Source organism: Actinomadura sp. WAC 06369, from assembly GCF_003947565.1.
Taxonomy (GTDB): Bacteria; Actinomycetota; Actinomycetes; order Streptosporangiales; family Streptosporangiaceae; genus Spirillospora; species Spirillospora rifamycini.
Genome location: NZ_QHJN01000055.1, coordinates 25,471 through 43,845, shown reverse-complemented (window position 1 = coordinate 43,845; position 18,375 = coordinate 25,471). Strand labels below are relative to the sequence as shown.

Genomic DNA, 18,375 nt, shown 5'->3' with positions numbered 1-18,375 from the left:
GGGCGCGGCTGGGCGCGGGCCGGGTGGGCCGCCGCGGGTGCGGCGGTCGTGATCGCCGCCGCCGTGACCGTCTGGAGCCTGCGGGACGCCCCGCCTCCGGCGCCCCGCGCGCTCGACCCCGCGCCCGCGCCGAGCACGCCGTCCCGCACGCCCGCCCCCGAGGCGGCGCCCGAGACGACGCCGGCGAAGGACCGCCTCGTCCGTCCCCGGTCCGCGGCGCCGCCGACGGTCGAGGAGCAGGTCGTCCGGCTGGTCAACGCCCAGCGCGCCCGCGCGGGCTGCCGTCCGCTGACCGTCGCGCCCGCGCTGAGCCGGGCGGCCCGCGCGCACTCGTCCGACATGGCCGCCCGCCGGGCCCTCGACCACCGCGGGTCCCGCGGCGACGGGCCCGGCGACCGGATCACCGCCGCCGGGTACCGCTGGAGCACGTGGGCCGAGAACATCGCGCAGGGCCAGCCGACGCCCGACCGCGTCGTCGCGTCCTGGATGGGCAGCCCCGGGCACCGCGCCAACATCGTCGACTGCGACCTGCGGCAGATCGGCGTCGCGGTGTCCCGGGGCCCCGGCGGACCCTGGTGGACGCAGGTGTTCGCGACCCCGCGCTGATCAGCGGGCCCCGAAGACCTGCGTCCAGTACGGGCCGCCCGACTCGACGACGCCGACGCCGATCTCGTCGAACGCGCAGTTCAGGATGTTCGCGCGGTGCCCGGGGCTGTTCATCCACGACTCCATCACGCTCTCCGGGCCCGACTGCCCCTTCGCGATGTTCTCCCCGTACGTCGACCACCGGTACCCGGTCGAGGTGATCCGGTCGCCCGGGTCCTTCCCGTCCGGGCTGCTGTGGTCGAAGAAGTTCCGCGCGGCCATGTCCGCCGAGTGCCCCTGCGCCGCGCGCACCAGCAGCGCGTTGCTCCGCACCGGCCCGCAGCCCGCGTCGGCGCGCGCGTCGTTCACGAGCGCCACCACCCGCGCCGCGACCGTCCCGCCCGCCGGGGCCGGCCGCGCGGACGGCCGCGGCTCGCTCGACCGCGTGGGACGGGCGGGCGCGGACGTCCGTGCCCGCTCGGGCGCCCGCGACTCCTTCCGCACGGGCTCCTGCGTTTTCTGCGACTTCGGCTCCGGAGCCGTCCGCGACGGGCTCGGCGACGCGGTGCGGGTCGGGCTCGCCGACGTCGGCGCGGGCGACGGCGTGCCCGCGTGCCCCGCGAGCGTCCCGTCCGGATCGTCCCGCACCAGGCTCGCGACCGTCCCGGCGACCGCCCCGGCCACGAGCAGCCCCGCCGCGCCCACGGCCGTCCACACGACGACCCGGTCCGACGCCCGCCGCGGCTTGCGCCCGTCCCGCTCCGGCGCCCGCCGCGGCCCGCGTCCGTCCCGTTCCCTCATCGCTTCCACGTCCCTTCCGTGTACGGATCACGAGGCAGACGTGCGGGGAAGGGGCGGATAACGAAAAGTCCGGAAACTTCATCCGGCGGAGTGGTTCCAGCAGGCGGTGTCCTGGACGAACCGCCGCCGGACGAAGCCGTCGGGGTGGGGGCCGGTCGGCCCGCCCGCCATACCATTCCGTATGGTATGTTCCGAAGGAGCGAACAAGGTGGTGGCATGGCGGGCAAACGGGACTGGCTCGACGCGGGGATCGGGATTCTGGCCGAGGACGGTGCGCCCGCACTGACCCTCGAACGGCTGACCGACCGCCTCAACCTGACCAAGGGGTCCTTCTACCACCACTTCAAGGGCATGGCCGGCTACAAGACGGACCTGCTCGCGTACTACGAGAGCGAGCACACCGGCCGCTTCGTCGAGAACGCCGAGCGCGCCGGTGAAGCGGCCGGGGCCAGGCTGGAACGCCTGATGGAACTGGTCCTGGAGAGCAAGGACGCGAGCGACGACCTCGAGAACGCCGTGCGCGCCTGGGCGCTGCAGGACGGTGAGGTCCGCGCCCTCCAGGAGCGCGTCGACCGGCTGCGCGTCGACTACCTGCGGGAACTGGTGGGCGGCCTCGGGGCCGCGGACCGCGAGCGCGGGCCGTTGGCCCGCCTGTTCTACCTGCTCCTGGTGGGCGCCCAGCAGGTCGTGCCGCCGGTGCCCGGCGGCGAACTGCGGGAGATCTACACGCTGGCGCTGCGCCTGGCGCCGCGAGAGGACGGACGGACCCCATGAGCGCACTCGCCCGGTGGACGCCCCGGCTGATCATCGCGACCGCGGTGCTCCACTTCGGGTGGGCCTTCGCCCAGCCCAACGCCTGGGCGGACATCGCCGCGGACGGCTTCTTCCGTACCGCCGTCGACGCCGACGCGCCCGGCTATTTCGAGCGCGAGGCCAGCATCTGGTTCATGGGCGCGGGCATCGCGCTGCTCGCGCTGGGCACCCTGACCCGGCAGGCGCTGCGGACGACCGGCCGCGTCCCGGCCCAGGTCGGCTGGTACCTGCTGGCGCTCGGTGTGCCGCTCAGCGCCATCTACTTCCCGGTCACCGGAAGCTGGGCGCTCGTCGCCATCGGCGTGCTCGCCCTGGTCGCCGCGCGGCGCCCCGCCTCCCTCGACTGATCACTCCGCGTCCGGGCGGCCGATCGTGCCGACCCAGCTCTCCGTGAGGACGTCCAGCATCGCGTCGTGCCCGACGCCCCAGCGCCCCGGCGTCCAGGTGCGCGCGACGCGGTCGAGTTCGGTGATGGCGAGGACGCCGCGGAACCGCCGGGTGCCCGCGGGGAACCGGCCGGCGCGGTCAAGGCCGTCCGCGACGTCGCCGATGGCCTCGTCCAGCCACGCGTCGAGGAGCGCGCGGATCTCGGGGTCGGCGGCCGCGGCCTCGAACGCCGTCGTGGTGTAGGGGCGGATCGCGTCCCAGCGCCGCGCGGTCGCGGCGAGCCACGCGCGGATCCGCTCCCGCGAGCCGTCCGCCACGACGGCGACCAGCTCGCGCTCGGTCGTGCCGTGCTCGGCGGACGGGACGCGGCCGAGTTCGGCGTTCAGCCGCTCGGAGACGAGGGCCTTCATCAGCTCGACCTTCGACGGGAAGTACGCGTAGAAGGTCACCCGCGTGGTGCCCGCCGCCGACGCGATGTCGTCCACGGTCGTCGCCGTGTACCCCTTCGACACGAACATCTCCAGGCCGGTGTCCAGCAGCAGCCGGCGGGTCATCTCCTTCTGCGCCTCGCGAAGCCTCGCCATGCCGCCAGCGTAGAGGACCCCGTCCGGGTTCCGTACGGCGCGAGCGCTCGGAATGCACGCTGGCCAGGTGATTTACCTGGCAGACGCATATTTGACAGTCTGTAAGCTGAACTGGCACTCTGCACGACGAGGGCGTGACCGCGGTCACTCCCGGGCCGCAGCCATGACCTCGGCATCGAAGGGAAGTGCCAGTGACAGGCACGCAGACCGCCGCCGGAGGCGGCGCCACCACGACCGCCCCGGGCACCGTCAACACGGTCCTCGGCCCCGTCCCCGCGGACGGCCTGGGCGTCGTCGCCGTCCACGAGGCGCTGCTGTCGGTGCTTCCCGGGGCGGAGCACGCGTTCGACGCCGCCATCGACCGCGCGGAGGTCTTCGCGGTGCTGGCGGCGAAGCTCAGGGACTTCCGCGCCCGCGGCGGCGGGACCGTCGTGGACGCCACCGGCATGTTCCACGGCCGCGACCCGCGGCTGTACGAGGCGCTCTCGCGCTCGACCGGCGTCCACATCGTCGCGTCCACGGGCATGGGGCCCGAGGAACTGCTCGGCGGCTACTTCCTCACCCCGCAGACGAACCCGCCGACGCCGTGGCCGGCCGGGAAGTTCGCCGACCTGTTCACCCGGGAGATCACCGAGGGCATGGTCGTCCCGCGCGTGGAGCGGCGGGGCGCGGCGGGCCTCGTGGCGACCGCCGCGACCCGCACCGGCATGACCGCGACCGACGCGAGCCTGGTCCGCGGCGCGGCCCGGACCGCCCTGGCCACCGGCGTCGCGCTGTCCGTCCGCCACGGCGCCGACGCCGTCCGCGACCTGGAGACCGCCCTGGACGAGCGGCTCCCGGCCGACCGGGTCGCCGTCGGCGGGCTCGACCGCCGGGACGCGGTCGCCGCCGGCGCCCCGCTGGAGGTCGCGCGCCGCGGCGCCTACGTCGTCCTCGACGGCGTCGGCGCGGAGGACGGCGACCGCGTCACCGACCGCGAGCGGGCCGCGCTGGTGCTCGACCTCGTCCGGGCCGGCCACGGGGACCGCGTGCTGCTGTCGAGCGGCGCGGTCGGCGTCGCCGAGGGGCACCCGGGCGACGACCGGCCGTACGGCGGCGTCCTGTCCGCGTTCGTCCCGCTCCTCTCCGCGCGGGGGCTCGGCGACGCGGACGTCCGGCGCCTCCTCGTCGACAACCCCCGCGACCTGCTGGCGGTGCGCCGCCCGCCGGCCGGACGCGACACCGAGCTCCGGACTTCGAGAGGTGCGTCGTGACGCGAGTGAACACCGTCCTGGGGACGATCCCGGCCGAGGAGCTGGGCTTCGTGGCCGTCCACGAGCACATCGGGTACGGCATGCCGGGCTCCGAACTGGACGACACGTGGTGGAAGACGCCCGAGGAGCGGTACGCGGAGACCGTCCCGAAGCTGCGCGGGTTCCACGAGCGCAGCCGGGAGTACGGCGGCGGGACGTTCGTCGACGCGACCGGCATCTGCAACGGCCGCGACGTCGACTACTACCGGTCGCTGTCGGCGAAGACCGGCGTCCACATCGTCGCCTGCACCGGCTTCGTCGGCGGCGACACCGCGCTGCCCTTCTTCGCCCGGGCGAGCACGGACTACCTGACCCGCCAGTTCGTCCACGAGATCACCGTCGGCATCGGCGGCACCGGCGCCCGCGCGGGCGCCATCAAGGTCGGGGTGAGCCGCGGCGGGCGCATGACGGAGCTGGACGGGCGCATCTACCGGGCCGCCGCCCGCGCCGCCCTCACCACGGGCGTCCCGATCCTGACGCACCTCGCGGTCGACGCCGAGACCGCGATCGCGATCTTCGGTGCGGAGGGGCTCCCGCTGGACCGCGTCCTGTTCGGGCACGCCGACGACGGCGTGAACGCGGAGAAGACGCGCGACATGTGGATCGCCGAGCAGGGCGGCCGGGTCGGCTTCGACACCTTCGGCTACGAGACCGAACTGGAGGACCCGCCGTTCTGGGCCCGCCCGCGCCGCGAGCGGCTGGCCCACTTCCTCCGGTTCGTCGGCCGGGGGCACCTCCGCAAGGCGCTCGCCTCGGCCGACGCCAACTGCAGCCCCCTCGGCTGGCCCGGCGTGAAGGGCCACACCGTCAACTACCTCTTCGACGACCTGATCCCGGACCTGCGCGACGCCGGGCTCGACGAGGCGTCCATCACGACGCTGTTCGTCGACAACCCCGCCGAATTCCTGACGATCCAGGACTGACCTCCCGCGCCCCGCGCGCCCCCTCCAGGAAGCAGCACGACCATGAAGACCGCAGACCTGAAGGACCTGACCATCGCCGTCGTCGGCGCCGGGTACGGCGGCGCCGCGACGGCCAAGGCACTGAGCCTGCTCGGCGCCGACGTCACCGTCTACGAGCAGGCGGGCCGCATCCGCGAGGTCGGCGCCGGCATCGGCCTGCGGCCGTCCACGATGGCCCGGTTCCGCGAGTGGGGCATCGTCGGCGCCGTCGCCGCGGTGAGCTCGCCGAGCGACTACTTCGAGATCCTCACCGCCACCGGCGAACCGATCATGAAGGAGGCGTGGCCCGAGACCGCCGCGTACGGCGAGACGACCCGCCTGATCCACCGCGGCGACTTCATCGAGACCCTGCTCGGCACGCTGCCCGCGGGCATGGTCCGCCTCGGGCACCGGCTGGTGGACATCACCGACGCGGGCGACGCGGCGACGCTGACCTTCGACGGCGGCGCGTCCGTCACCGCCGACCTCGTCGTCGGCGCCGACGGCATCCGGTCGGTCGTGCGCGACCGGCTGTTCAGCGACCGGCCGCCCGTCTTCTCCGGCGAGCACGCCTACCGCGCGGTCATCCCGCAGGACGACGCCCGCGGCCTCGTCGTCGACGACAACCTGCGGATGTACATCGGCCGCGGCACCAAGGTCTACCTGCTGCCGCTGCGCCACCGCGGCCAGGTGTCCTTCGACATCACCGCGCTGTGCCCGGACGGCACCTGGGCGCCGGAGGTCACCGCGGACGACCTGGTCCGGTGCGTCGACGGCTTCGACGAGCGGATCGTGGAGATCACCCGGGGCCTCGACCCCGCCGCCGTCAACCGCCGCGCGGTCTACGACATCGACCCCGTCGACACGTGGCACTCCCGCTCGGTCGTCCTCGTCGGCGACGCGGCGCACTCGATGCTGCACCACCAGGGGCAGGGCGCGAACTCGGCGATCCTCGACGCCGGCGCCCTCGCCGACGCCCTCCGCGAGGAGGGCTCCGTGCCGGAGGCGCTCGCCCGCTACCAGGCCGTCCGCAAGCCGGTGACGGACGAGCTGCAGCGGATCTCCCGCCAGGGCTGGACGGAGGACGAGATCGACGACGTCTTCCCCGGCCAGCGGCCCGCGTCCCAGAACCCCGCGTCCCACCAGGAGGGCTGACCCATGCCGCTGCACCCGAAGATCGCCGAAGCGCTCGCCGCGGCGCCCGCGCCGCCGCCCGGACCGCTGGACCCGGCCGCGATGCGCGCCGCCGAGGAGGCACAGGTCCCGCCGCCCGCCGACCGACTGCCGCTGCACTGCGTCGAGGACGTCACCGCCCGGACGTCCGCCGGCGAGCTGCCGCTGCGGATCTACACGCCCGCCGAGGCCGACGCGTACGGCCTGCTCGTCTACTTCCACGGCGGCGCGTTCTTCCTCGGCAGCCTCGAGACGCACGACCACGTCGCGCGCTCCCTCGCCGCCGAGACCGGCCTCAAGGTCGTCTCCGCCGGCTACCGCCGCGCGCCCGAGCACGCGTTCCCCGCGGGGCTCGACGACTGCACCGCCGCCGTCCGGTGGGCCGCCGCGAACGGCGCGTCCCTGGGCTGGGACGGGACGACGCTGGCCGTCGCGGGCGACAGCTCCGGCGGCACGTACGCCGCCGCGGTCGCCGCCCAGGCCCGCGACGACGGCTTCGACCGCATCACCCACCAGGTGCTGTACTACCCGTCGCTCGACCTGGACTTCGACCCCGCCCGCTACCCGTCGCTGCGGGAGAACGCCGTCGGCCACGGCCTGGAGACGGCCGCGCTGAAGCCGTTCAACGCGTTCTACCTCGACAGCGGCGCCGACCCGGCCGACCCCCGCGTCTCCCCGATCAAGCGCGCGGACCTCACCGGGCTGCCGCCCGCACTGATCGTCACCGGCGAACTCGACCCGCTGCGGGACGAGGGGGAGGAGTACGGGCGGCGCCTGCGGGACGCCGGCGTGGACGCGGTCGTCAGCCGCTACCCGGGCGCCGGCCACGGGTTCGTCCAGCACTTCTCGTGGATCCCCGAGTACCACCGGGTCTACGCGGAGACCCGCGACTTCCTCGCGCCGCGCGGCGGGGGAGCGGCGGCGTGACCGCGGCGGAGGTCCTTCCCCTGGTGTCGCCGTGGGGGCGGTTCGGGCTCTACAGCTTCTACATCGACGCGCCCGAACCCGCGATCGTCGACACCGGCGTCGCCGCGTCGCCCGCCGAAAGCATGGCCCCCGCCCTCCGGGCCGCCGGCCGCAGGATCGAGGACGTCCGCTGGATCCTGCTGACCCACGGCCACATCGACCACATCGGCGGCGCCCGCGCCCTGTGGGAGCTCACCGGCCGCCGCGCGCGCGTCGTCATCCACGCGGCCGACGCGCCGCTGCTCCGCTCGCGTCGGGCCCACGCGGACGCGTACCTCGCCGGGCGCGGCCGGTACCTGCGCGACCCCGGCGGCGCGGCGAACGCGGCCGCCGCGGCGGACGCCGTCATCTCCGGCGAGATGGAGCCGACCCTGCTCGTCGAGGGCGGCGAGTCCCTGCCCCTCGGCGGCGGCGTCACCGTCTCCGTCCACGCGATCCCCGGCCACACGCCGGGGTCGGTCGCGTACGTCCTCGACGGGACGGGCGCCGCGTTCGTCGGCGACGCGGTCCAGGTGCACGGCGCCGCCAACGGCTTCCCGGGCTTCGAGGACCCGGACGCCTACCGCGCGAGCCTCGAATACCTGCGCGACGACGTCCGGCCCGAGCGGCTCTACCTCGGCCACCCGTACCGCCGCGCGGACGGGACGCCCTACGGCGTCGAGCTCGACGCGGCGCAGGCCCGCGCGGCCCTCCGCGAGAGCCTCGACATCGAGGCCCGCGTCGGCCGGGCGGCCCGCGCCTGCCTGTGCGCCGGGCTCCGCGAGACCGGCTCGGCGTACTCGCCGTTCGAGCCCGTCGCGCGGGCGGTCGGCTACACCGCCGACCCCGCCCCGGAGCCGTCGCCCTTCTTCACGTCGATGCACGGCTACCGCACGTCCTTCAACCGGAACTCGTGACAGAGGAGTCTCATGGCCGACCTCCGCACCATCAAGGCGGGCCTGGACGACATCGCCGTCCGCAAGGACCTCCGCGTGCCGATGCGCGACGGCGTCGCGCTGGCCGCCGACGCCTACCAGGGCGTCGCGGACGAGCCGCGCCCGGCGCTCGTGGCCCTCAGCCCGTACGGCAAGGAGCTCCAGGCCCTCGCGCTGACGACGCCGCCGCAGCGCCGCCCCAGCCCGATGTGGGACGGCTGCATCGAGGCGGGCGACATCGCGCGGGTCGTCCGGGAGGGCTACGTCCACGTCATCGGCGACCTGCGCGGCTCCGGCGACTCCGAGGGCGAGCACATCGGCAACTACAACGCCGGGGGCGTCCCGCTCGGCCGCGACGCGTACGACTTCGTCGAGTGGGTCGCGGCGCAGCCGTGGTGCGACGGCAACGTCGGCATGATCGGCATCTCGTACTTCGGGTCGATGCAGGTCCTCGCGGCCGCCGAACGCCCGCCGAGCCTCAAGGCGATCTTCGTCAGCGGCGGCCACTACGACTTCTACGAGACCACCTACCACGGCGGCGTCATGTGGTTCATGCCGCGCGCCGCGCGCGAGGGCCGCGGCGGCGACTCCGGCTGGGCGTTCACCGACCGCGTGAAGTCCCGCATGCTCGAGACGTACTCCCCGGAGGAGATCGAGGCGCGCGTCGCCGAGCGGCTCCGCGACCCGGACGTCGCCGCCTGGCCGAACCTCGTCCACGTCCTGCACTACCCGCGGCACCACGAGGCGTGGTTCGACATCGTCATGAACCCCCTCGACGGGGACTGGTACGAGGAACGCAACCCGATCACGCTCGCCGGGAACATCGACGTCCCCGTCTACCTGCAGATCGACCACGGCCGGGGCTGGACCGTCGACGGGACGATCGAGCTCTTCGACGCGCTGAACGGCCCCAAGAAGCTCGACATCGGCCCCTACCCGCCGATGCAGTCGCGCCCCTTCGTCGAGGAGCACGACAAGATGTTCCGCTGGTACGACCACTGGCTCAAGGGCGTCGACAACGGGATCATGGACGAGCCCGCGGTCACCGTCTTCGTCGAGGGCTCCCGCGAGCGGGCGACCGGCGCGCAGTGGCCGCCCAAGCCCGTCGAGTACCGGCCGCTCTACCTCCGCCCCCGCCGCGGGCTGTCGCCCGACCCCGAACCCCTGGGCCCCGAGCACGCCGCCCCCGACGGCTTCTACCAGGCGCCGCTCACGGTCACCGACGAGGTCGAGATCCTGAGCTGGAGCACCGAACCGTTCGAGGAGCCGACGGAACTGATCGGCACCGGCGCCGCGCACCTCTTCGCGGAGATCGACCAGCCCGACACCAACTTCATCCTCCGCCTCTGGGACGCCGCCCCGGACGGCGGGCGCCGGCTCATCACGACCGGCTACCTGAAGGCGTCCCACCGGGAACTGGACGAGCGCACCACCGAGGGCGACCCGTACCACCCCCACACCCGCGCCGTGCCGGTCGAACCGGGGACGATCGAGGAATACGTGCTGCGCCTCTACCCCTTCGCGGCGACGTTCCTGCCCGGCCACCGCATCGTCGCCGAGCTCTCCAACAACGAGCCGCTCGCCGACGCGCACAACGCGCTCCTGCCGCCGGACGCCTTCCACCTCCCGGTCGGCCGCCCCGTCACCCACAAGATCTACCGCGACGCGGCCCACCCGTCCCGCCTCGTCCTGCCGTTCACCGCGGCCTGACGCGGCGTCCGCCGGCGGCGACCGACCGCTCGCCGCCGGCGGACGGGCGCGTCAGCCGGGCGCGCCGATCTCCGCCGACGCCAGCGGCACCGGCGTGAACATCGGCGGCTCCTCCGCGGGGAACAGCGCCGTCGGCCCGTACAGCCAGTCCACGAACGAGTAGTCGTAGGTGTCGCGCTCCCGCAGCAGGACGTTGCGCTGGAGCCGGGGCCGCCCGTCGAGATGCCACAGCTCGCCCCACGCCCGCGACGTCGTGAGGACGCGGCGGCAGTGCTCGGGGCGCACGGCGCCGTAGGCCGCGAAGACCGCCGCCCAGTCCACCGACCCGTCGCCGGACCGGTTCCGCGCGACGTGCTCGCCGAGCACCCAGCCGTCCTCGATCGCCATGATCGCGCCCTGCGCGATGTACTGCAGCGGAGGGTGCGCCGCGTCGCCGAGCAGCGCGACACGGCCGTCCACCCACGTCATGACCGGGTCGCGGTCGTACATCCGCCACCACCGGTCGCGCCACATGTCGGGCAGCCCGGCGCGGACGAACGCGCACGTGTCCGCGAACGCCGCGTCCAGTTCGTCCGGCGTGCCCCAGTCGTCCGCGCCGGCGAGCGCCTTCGGCGACTCGAACACGGCCACCTGGTTGAGCAGCTCGCCGCCCCGCAGCCCGTAGTGGACGAAATGGCAGCGGGGGCCCACGTACACGGCCACTTCCGACAGATCGACCTGCGCGGCCCGTCCGGCCGCCGTCGGCGTCGTCCCGCGGTAGGCCACGTACGCCGACGACACCGGCCGGTCGTCCACCAGCAGCCCGCGCGCCACCGAGTGCAGCCCGTCCGCCGCGACGACCGCCCGCGCCTCCTCGGCGCCGCCGTCCGCGAGCGTCACGCGGGCGCCGCCGTCCGTGTTGGCGTACCCGACCACGTGCCGCGACGTCACCAGGTCGACGCCGGCGCCCTCGCAGGCCCGGACGAGCATCGCGTGCAGGTCGCTGCGGTGGATGACCAGGTACGGGAAGCCGTAGCGGCGTTCCAGGTCGCGCAGGTCGAGCCGGGTCAGCTCCGACCCGTCCACGGCGTCCCGCATGACCATCGCGTCCGGCGCGACGCCGCGGCTCCGCGCCTCGTCCAGCAGCCCGTAGTCGTCCAGGATGCGGGTGCAGTTCGGCGCGAGCTGGATCCCCGCGCCGACCTCGCCGAACGCGTCGGACCGCTCGAGCAGCCGCACCGCGAGGCCGCGGCGCGCCAGCGCGTACGCCGCGCCCAGCCCGCCGATCCCCCCGCCGACGACGAGCACATCAGGATTCGTCATGATCTCTACTCTCTGGAGTGCTTCACAGCCAGGGGCCGAGAAGGGGAGCGTCGGCCAGGGCGTGCGGCCGTCCGGTCAGCCACGCCGCCACCTCGGGCCGCGGCCCGTCCGGCAGCGCGGCCGCGTCCAGCCCCCGCTTCGCCGCCGCGTCGGCGACGAGGGCGCGGAGGAAGCCGTCCGGCAGGTCCCCGAAACCGGCCCCGGTCCCCAGGTCGACGGCGTGGACCAGCACCTCGCGCGACCGCAGCCAGGGCACCTCGGACGCCGGCACGGTGCGGCCCTGCGCCGTCACCACCTCCCGCCCCCACTGCTCCCCGGTCAGCCCGCCCATCCCCGCGCGCAGCCCGTCGCACGCGCGCACCAGCCACGCGGTCAGCTCCGCGCCGCCCGTCCGGCCGCCGCGCTCGATCCCGGCCGCCCGCTCCTCCGGCGACGCGTACATCGGCGTCGGCTCCCCGGTCGCCGCCCACCGCACCAGGTTGCCGAGCGCCTCGGCGTTCGCCGCGACATGGGCCACCAGATGCCCGCGCGTCCAGCCCGGCAGCCCGCACGGAGCGCCGAACCCCCGCTCGTCCAGGCCGCGGACGCCGTCCAGGAACATCCCGGTGCCCTCCTCCGCCCAGCGGAGGGCGTCCGCGAGCGTGCGGGCCGTCACGCGTCCCCCACGACGCGGTTCGTGCAGGCGCCGATGCCCTCGACCTCGGTCACCACCGTCTCGCCGCCGGTCAGGTACACCTTCGGGTCGCGGGCGTGCCCCACCCCCGCCGGCGTGCCGGTCGCGATCAGGTCGCCGGGACGCAGCCGCACGATCGTCGACACGTACTTGACCAGGAACACCGGGTCGAACAGCAGCGTCCCCGTGTCGTCGGACTGCATCACCCGGCCGTCCACGACCGTCCGCACCCGCAGCGCCGGACGGACGCCGCCGACCTCGTCCGGGGTGACCAGGAACGGCCCGACCGGGGTCGAGGAGTCCCAGATCTTGCCCTGCGTCCACTCGATGGTGCGGAACTGCCAGTCCCGCACCGACACGTCGTTCATGACCGTGAACCCCGCGATCGCCGCCTCCGCCTCCGCGTCGTCCGCGCGGCGGACGTCCCGCCCGATCACGACGGCGAGCTCCACCTCCCAGTCGAGCGCCTCCGTCTCCGGCGGCTTCACGACGTCGTCGCGGGCACCGATCAGGGAGTCGGCGAACTTCGGGAACAGCGTCGGGTACGCCGGGAGCTCCCGGCCCATCTCCTTGATGTGGTTCGAGTAGTTGTGGCCGACGCAGATCACCTTCGACGGCCGGGGCACGACCGGCGCGAAGTCGGCGCCCTCGGCGTCGTGCACCTCGCCGGAGGCCGCCGCCCGCTCCCGCCAGTCCGGCTCGGCCAGCAGGGCGCCCAGGTCGGCGAAACCGACGTCGACGAGCCCGCCGTCGTCGAGACGGACGGCGCGCGTGCCGTCGGCGGTGCGGATGGTGGCGAGCTTCATCAGGCGTCCTTCGCGTATCGGTCGAGCTCGAGCGCCTCGAACACGGGCGCGTCACTGAAACGGAACAGATCCAGGGCCCCGGAGTCGGAGTCCGACGAACCGGCCTCGGACCGCACCGAGAGCGGCGTCCACGACGGGACGACGAACAGGTCCCCGCGGGCCACCGACCACGCGCGGTCCCCGACCGTCACCGTCCCGGAACCGTCGAAGACCTGGAAGACGCTGGACCCCGTCTCCCGGACCGGAGCCGTCTCGGCGCCCCGGGCGATCCGGTGGAACTCCGCGCGCATCGTCGGGAGCACATCGCCCCCGTCGACCGGGTTGCTGTAGCGCACCGCCGCGTGGCCCGGCTCCACCACCCCGCCGTACCCCTCCCGCTCGAGCGCGAGCTGGTCGGCCAGGGCCCGATCGGTGTACTCCCACTTGTACGAGAGCAGCGGCGACCCCGGACCACCGCGGCCCACCCCGACCGGCCGCAGCCCCGGGTGCCCCCACAGCCGCTCCGCGCGGGACCGCTCCGGCGTCGTCCGCTCGGTGACCTCCTCGCGCCCGAACTCGAAGAACTGCGACTCCGCCATGTACTGGAACGGGATGTCGAGGCCGTCGATCCAGGCCATCGGCCGATCGGCCGCGTTGTGGTGGGCGTGCCAGCTCCACCCCGCCTGCGGCAGGAAGTCGCCGCGGTTCATCGGCACCGGGTCCCCGCCCACGACCGTCCACACACCGGACCCCTCCACCACGAACCGGAAGGCGTGCTGCGTGTGCCGGTGCTCCGGCGCGTCCTCCCCGGGCATGAGGTACTGGATCGCCGCCCAGAGCGTCGGCGAGGCGAACGGACGTCCCCCCAGCCCCGGGTTGGCCAGCGCGATCGCGCGCCGCTCGCCCCCGCGCCCCACCGGCACGATCCGTCCGGCCTCCTCCGCCAGGCGCGCGAGCCTCTCCCACCTCCACACGTGCGGGACGGCCCCGGACCGCGGATGCACCGGCATCAGGTCGCCGATCTCCGTCCACAGCGGCACGAGCAGCTCGGCCTCGAACCCGCGATAGAGACTCTCGAGCTCCGGCGTGACGTCCGGCTGCCCGGGCGCGTCCACGGCCCGGAGCCGCACAGGGGAACTGGTCATGGCCACGATCGTCCCGCTCGTACCCTCTACAGAAAAGGAAATTCTGCCCTACAGAAAGAGCAAGCAATGGACAAACCACTCAAGACACCACCGCCGTACGCCATCACGAGCGTCGACAACGCCCTCCGCATCGCGACGATGCTCCAACTGGAGGGCCCCCTCACCGTCACCGAGGTCGCCCAGCGCCTCGGCGTCGCCGGCTCCACCGCCCACCGCCTGCTCGCGATGCTCGTCTACCGCGACTTCGCCGTCCGCCAGGCCGACCGCAGCTACCGCGTCGGCCCCGTCCTCGAACTCGCCGCCCACTCCCAGTCGACGACCGCCAGGCTCCGCGCCGCCGCCCTGCCCCACCTGCACCGGCTCGTCGACATCCTCGACGAGTCCGCCAACCTCACCATCCGCACCGGCACCACGGTCCGCTTCATCGCCAGCGTCGAGTCACGCCAGGCCCTCCGCGTCGGCTCCCGCGAGGGCATGGTCTTCCCCGCCCACCGCACCACCGCCGGCCTGCTCCTCCTGGCCGAACTCCCACCCGACCAACTGGACGAGCTCTACACCGACCACGACCTCGACACCCTCCGCGCCGACCTCGCCCGCGTCCGCCGCAACGGCTTCGCCCTCAACGAGGGCCGCTCCGAACGCGGCGTCGTCGCGGTCGGCGTCCCCGTGACGTCCCCCGACGGCGAAGCCGCCGCGGGCCTCTCGATCTCGATGCCCAGCGCCCGCTACGAAAAGCACCGCCTCCCCACCCTGGTCACCACCCTCCGCACAGTCGCCCGATCCCTAGAACACGACCTGAAAAACTGAGCCGCCGACGTACACCACGGATCACCGCCCCGGAACCGATGAGTCCCACGGCCGGACCGAGTCGTTACAGCGAACCGGCAACCAAAGGAGACACGATGGGCAAGGTGCTCACCCATATGACGATGTCGCTGGACGGGTTCGTCGCGGACCCCAACGACCAGGTAGGAGAGCTGTTCGACTGGTACGAAACGGGCGAGATCAACGTGCCGAACCCGAACGAGACCGTCTCGTTCCAGGTCGACGAAGCCGGAGCTCAAATGCTGCGGGACCTGACCGAGAACTGCGGCGCGCTCGTCGCGGGCCGCCGCCTGTTCGACATCGCGGACGGCTGGGGCGACAAGCACCCGGCCGGCGCCCCCGTCGTCGTGGTCACGCACCGACCCCCCGAAGACGCCGCCACACGATGGCCCACGACAACGTTCGTCGACGGAGTCGAAGCCGCGATCTCCAAGGCGAAGGAGATCGCCGGCGACCAGGACGTCACGATCGCGAGCGCGTCGATCATCCAGCAGGCACTCGATCTCGACCTGGTGGACGAGGTGTGCGTCAGCCTCGTGCCCGTGCTGTTCGGCGAGGGCATCCCCTACTTCGCCAAGCTGACCCCAGGCCACCGCCTCCTCGACGACCCCACCGTCGTCCAGGGCAACCGAGCACTCCACCTGCAATACCGAGTCCGCCGCTAACCACCCCCGGGCCGGAGACGTGCAACATGAAGCGCTTCTTCGCACAGAGAACGTCAGCAGACGCTCAAGTCGTGCAGACCGCCCATGAACTACAGAAACCGGCCGATCGCTCCTTCGCGCTTCGCTCTGCGAAATCGCACACGCCTCGTTCCGGATCGCGGCTCCTCGGCTAGCCTGCTGTGATCCCTTGTTGGAGGAGTTGAGCCGTATGGACGCCTACGCCGCCGAGCCCCCAGACCTCGGCCATCCCGAAAACGAGACCCCACTCAACTGGTCGGGTCTCGTCTCACACATCGCCGATCAGGTAGGCGGCATCATCGCGCTCACCCAAGTCGTCAGTCTGGCCATGGCCGGGGCAATCCTGCTGACCTACTTCATAAAGAGGCGGCACTTAAACAGCCCCAACTAGCCGCCCACCCGTCGCCCCTGACGATTTCCGCCAGCGCCCGCCTGCCAACATGCAAAACCCCGGCCCACAGGTCAACTGGAGCCCGACTGATCATCTGAGGTGCTGCCCGCAAATTCGAACCTCCGCACAAGGCTCCGGAGGACGCGTACCTGATCAGCACAGACAACTTCGCTGACCCGCACACGAATGCTTCCGCCCGGTTCACGACCATCCGGCATTCCGCACATGTTCCGAAGCGTTCGCGGTCGGTGGTTCGGCACCGCCGATGATGGGCGCCTGTTCCGCAACGAGCGCGGCGGCATCCTCGGAGCCTCTACCTACTCGCGCGCGTGGGAGGAGGCTCGCCAGTTCGCGTTCGCGCCGGTGCAAGTCGAGTCGCCGCTTGCCGGGCGTCCGTACGACCTACGTCACGCGGCGCTGACCACGTGGCTCAATGCGGGAGTCTCGCCGGCGGACGTGGCCAAGCGAGCGGGCAACTCGGTTGAGGTGCTGCTCAAGCGCTACGCCGGTTGCTTGGACGGCCAAGACGACAACATCAACCGGCGCATCGAGAGGGATCTAGAGGACGACTGATCACGTCGGCGGTTCAACGCTCGCCGATACCTGGAGTCCTCCACAAGGGGCGTCCGACCTGCGATAATGTGGTTGGGCGCCCCTTGTGCGCGTGTGGCTATCTCCGGTGCGCCTAGGTTTGTCGTGTCTATGGCATACGCTCAGCGCCATGGTCCTGGCAGAGATCTCCCGCGTAGATGTGCTGAGGGCAATTGCCGAGTACCGAGAACTTGGCCGTGAGCGGTTTCTGAGCCGGTACGGCTTCGGAGAAGCACGTCAGTACCTACTCGTATACGAAGAGGGCTTCTACGACTCCAAAGCGATCGCAGGCGTCGCGCACCGGTACGCCACCGGGACGGCGCTCACGGCGGGAGACTTCTCCGGCGGAGCGAAACACGCGGTTCGGACGCTCAAGCGGCTCGGCTTTGAGGTACGCACCACGCGTAATCCTCCGTGGGGATGGGACGAACTTGTCCTTGCCTGCGATTTGGTTGCTGCCAACGGCTGGCGCCGGCTCATGCCAGAGGACAAGCGCGTACTTGAGCTTTCCGACCTTCTCCAGCGGTTGCCGATTCACCCGCTTGCCGCACGTGGGGAGAAGTTCCGCAACCCCAATGGAGTAGCGCATAAGACCTCGGACATCGCCACACGACACCCCGATTACCAGGGCAAACCAACCAATGGTGGCGTCTTGGACTTGGAGGTCTTGCAAGCGTTCCTTGATGACCCGGCGAGGATGCACGCTTCTGCAGAGCTGATCCGAGCGGGAGTCGAGTCGGGGACTCTCCTTGATGTCGCGTGGCCTGATGCCGTAGTCGACGAGGATGTCAGCGCGCCTGAGGGGAGTCTCCTGCTTCGCAAGCACTTCGTGCGGGAGCGTGACCCGAAGCTCCGGAAGAGGCGGATTGAGCAGGCGCGTAAGCAGCATGGGGACCTTGCCTGTGAGGTCTGCGGCTTCGACTTTGAGCGGACCTACGGCCCTCGTGGAGCGGACTACATCGAGTGCCATCATGTCGTCCCGCTGCACGTCTCCGGCGAAACCAAGACGCGACTGCAGGATCTGGCCCTACTCTGCGCGAACTGCCATCGGATGGTCCATCGGGCTTCACCCTGGCCGACGCCTGAGGAGCTGCGCACGCTGGTTGTGAAGCACCGCGACGGCGCCGCTGAGGTCGAGGCCGGCGTCTAGGTCGTCCGGCCGCGAGAGGCTCTCTCGTGGGTCTCTCGCGAATCCTGCTAGACAGTGAGAACGGGCGGGACTCAGTTGGACTGAGTCCCGCCCGGTTCTTGGGTGTCTGTGCTGGTCAGCGGGTTGATTCCGCTGGTCCGGTGGAGGTGCCCCCTGTGGGGCCCCAGCCACAGGGGAACGCCCCGCATCCCCCAGCGGCACCCTGATTATCACCGGCTCGTTCACAGTCGGAGCCCCATAGCGCCGCGCGACATAGCGAACAGCGACCGCATGTAGGCGCCCCATGGGGCTTCATGTCGGTGAGGCGACACACACCGACAGCAAATGGTCCGCCGGTACCGCAATCGGCGCGCCCTACCGCATCCCGGTTAGGCGCATAGTCGGGCAACCGCCGTCGTGTCGATCCCACATGCAAGCCGAAACGCCTGTATATGGGCCTAACAGTACCGTCTCTGTGGCCCTTTCGGAGCGGGGACAAGGTCAAGTCTCGTCCAGAGTTGTCACGCTAGTTCGAACCCTTTGCGGGGTTAACGCAGACCGGTGCACCCCGCTACCCTCGGTGGCCGCCTGACGGTTCCGTCCCGCTTCTCAAACCCATGACCGCGTGTGTTGGGGTGACCAATCCCGACCACCCAGGACCCTACTGCTGCCCGTTCCCGAACCA

General features: G+C 72.4%; 20 protein-coding genes. 14 read left to right on the top strand and 6 right to left on the bottom strand.

Annotated features, from left to right (window positions below):
• Window positions 1-606: CAP domain-containing protein (locus DMH08_RS41655; RefSeq protein WP_233617648.1), on the top strand; the 606-nt coding region annotated here is incomplete at its 5' end.
• On the opposite strand, the gene DMH08_RS17180 is transcribed toward DMH08_RS41655, so the two are convergent.
• A complete protein-coding gene (locus tag DMH08_RS17180) occupies window positions 607-1,386 on the bottom strand; it encodes a CAP domain-containing protein (RefSeq protein WP_125615751.1) in 780 nt (259 codons plus the stop codon).
• A 216-nt stretch (window positions 1,387-1,602) separates the two neighbouring features.
• Between DMH08_RS17180 and DMH08_RS17175 the strand changes: the two genes are divergently transcribed.
• Window positions 1,603-2,160, top strand: coding sequence for a TetR/AcrR family transcriptional regulator (locus DMH08_RS17175; protein WP_125615731.1), 558 nt, complete (start codon window positions 1,603-1,605; stop codon window positions 2,158-2,160).
• Window positions 2,157-2,546 (top strand): DUF6463 family protein, encoded by a 390-nt coding sequence (locus tag DMH08_RS17170; RefSeq protein ID WP_125615728.1) that lies wholly within the window; start codon window positions 2,157-2,159, stop codon window positions 2,544-2,546. The genes DMH08_RS17175 and DMH08_RS17170 overlap by 4 nt, the downstream gene beginning before the upstream one ends.
• Here the strand turns inward: DMH08_RS17170 and DMH08_RS17165 are convergent, their stop codons facing one another.
• A complete protein-coding gene (locus DMH08_RS17165) occupies window positions 2,547-3,170 on the bottom strand; it encodes a TetR/AcrR family transcriptional regulator (RefSeq protein ID WP_125615725.1) in 624 nt (207 codons plus the stop codon).
• Window positions 3,171-3,361: 191 nt separating this feature from the next.
• Between DMH08_RS17165 and DMH08_RS17160 the strand changes: the two genes are divergently transcribed.
• The 6 genes from DMH08_RS17160 to DMH08_RS17135 are packed head-to-tail and all read left to right on the top strand — an operon-like array spanning window position 3,362 to window position 10,166.
• Window positions 3,362-4,423: a phosphotriesterase gene (locus DMH08_RS17160; protein WP_125615722.1), complete on the top strand. Its 1,062-nt coding sequence runs from the start codon at window positions 3,362-3,364 to the stop codon at window positions 4,421-4,423.
• Entirely contained in the window at window positions 4,420-5,385 is a 966-nt protein-coding gene (locus DMH08_RS17155; protein WP_233617647.1) for a phosphotriesterase, read from the top strand. The genes DMH08_RS17160 and DMH08_RS17155 overlap by 4 nt, the downstream gene beginning before the upstream one ends.
• A gap of 42 nt (window positions 5,386-5,427) precedes the next feature.
• Window positions 5,428-6,558 carry an FAD-dependent oxidoreductase gene (locus DMH08_RS17150; RefSeq protein ID WP_125615718.1) on the top strand — a complete coding sequence of 377 codons (1,131 nt, stop codon included), beginning with the start codon at window positions 5,428-5,430 and terminating at the stop codon, window positions 6,556-6,558.
• 3 nt (window positions 6,559-6,561) lie between these two features.
• A complete protein-coding gene (locus tag DMH08_RS17145) occupies window positions 6,562-7,503 on the top strand; it encodes an alpha/beta hydrolase (protein WP_125615715.1) in 942 nt (313 codons plus the stop codon).
• The gene (locus tag DMH08_RS17140) at window positions 7,500-8,438 is read left to right on the top strand and encodes an MBL fold metallo-hydrolase (protein WP_125615712.1); all 939 of its coding nucleotides are present in this window, start codon (window positions 7,500-7,502) and stop codon (window positions 8,436-8,438) included. The genes DMH08_RS17145 and DMH08_RS17140 overlap by 4 nt, the downstream gene beginning before the upstream one ends.
• Before the next feature lie 12 nt (window positions 8,439-8,450).
• A complete protein-coding gene (locus DMH08_RS17135) occupies window positions 8,451-10,166 on the top strand; it encodes a CocE/NonD family hydrolase (RefSeq protein ID WP_125615709.1) in 1,716 nt (571 codons plus the stop codon).
• A 51-nt stretch (window positions 10,167-10,217) separates the two neighbouring features.
• On the opposite strand, the gene DMH08_RS17130 is transcribed toward DMH08_RS17135, so the two are convergent.
• Genes DMH08_RS17130 through DMH08_RS17115 form a run of 4 tightly spaced genes read right to left on the bottom strand, consistent with a single transcriptional unit; the run spans window position 10,218 to window position 14,071 of the window.
• Window positions 10,218-11,468: an FAD-dependent oxidoreductase gene (locus DMH08_RS17130; protein ID WP_233617646.1), complete on the bottom strand. Its 1,251-nt coding sequence runs from the start codon at window positions 11,466-11,468 to the stop codon at window positions 10,218-10,220.
• A 22-nt stretch (window positions 11,469-11,490) separates the two neighbouring features.
• Window positions 11,491-12,123 carry a maleylpyruvate isomerase N-terminal domain-containing protein gene (locus DMH08_RS17125; RefSeq protein ID WP_233617645.1) on the bottom strand — a complete coding sequence of 211 codons (633 nt, stop codon included), beginning with the start codon at window positions 12,121-12,123 and terminating at the stop codon, window positions 11,491-11,493.
• Window positions 12,120-12,947, bottom strand: a complete 828-nt coding sequence (locus DMH08_RS17120; RefSeq protein ID WP_125615706.1) for a fumarylacetoacetate hydrolase family protein — start codon at window positions 12,945-12,947, stop codon at window positions 12,120-12,122. Before DMH08_RS17120 ends, DMH08_RS17125 begins: the two co-directional genes overlap by 4 nt.
• Window positions 12,947-14,071, bottom strand: a complete 1,125-nt coding sequence (locus DMH08_RS17115; protein ID WP_125615703.1) for a cupin domain-containing protein — start codon at window positions 14,069-14,071, stop codon at window positions 12,947-12,949. Before DMH08_RS17115 ends, DMH08_RS17120 begins: the two co-directional genes overlap by 1 nt.
• A 66-nt stretch (window positions 14,072-14,137) precedes the next feature.
• Between DMH08_RS17115 and DMH08_RS17110 the strand changes: the two genes are divergently transcribed.
• From DMH08_RS17110 to DMH08_RS17090, 5 genes are all read left to right on the top strand, one after another.
• Window positions 14,138-14,878: an IclR family transcriptional regulator gene (locus DMH08_RS17110; protein WP_125615700.1), complete on the top strand. Its 741-nt coding sequence runs from the start codon at window positions 14,138-14,140 to the stop codon at window positions 14,876-14,878.
• A gap of 95 nt (window positions 14,879-14,973) precedes the next feature.
• Window positions 14,974-15,561, top strand: coding sequence for a dihydrofolate reductase family protein (locus tag DMH08_RS17105; protein WP_125615697.1), 588 nt, complete (start codon window positions 14,974-14,976; stop codon window positions 15,559-15,561).
• A gap of 208 nt (window positions 15,562-15,769) precedes the next feature.
• Window positions 15,770-15,970, top strand: a complete 201-nt coding sequence (locus DMH08_RS17100; protein ID WP_125615694.1) for a hypothetical protein — start codon at window positions 15,770-15,772, stop codon at window positions 15,968-15,970.
• 225 nt (window positions 15,971-16,195) lie between these two features.
• Window positions 16,196-16,543 (top strand): integrase, encoded by a 348-nt coding sequence (locus tag DMH08_RS17095; RefSeq protein ID WP_199747844.1) that lies wholly within the window; start codon window positions 16,196-16,198, stop codon window positions 16,541-16,543.
• Between the two features lie 148 nt (window positions 16,544-16,691).
• Complete coding sequence (locus DMH08_RS17090; RefSeq protein WP_125615691.1) at window positions 16,692-17,711, top strand: HNH endonuclease; 1,020 nt, start codon at window positions 16,692-16,694, stop codon at window positions 17,709-17,711.
• Window positions 17,712-18,375: the final 664 nt, after the last annotated feature.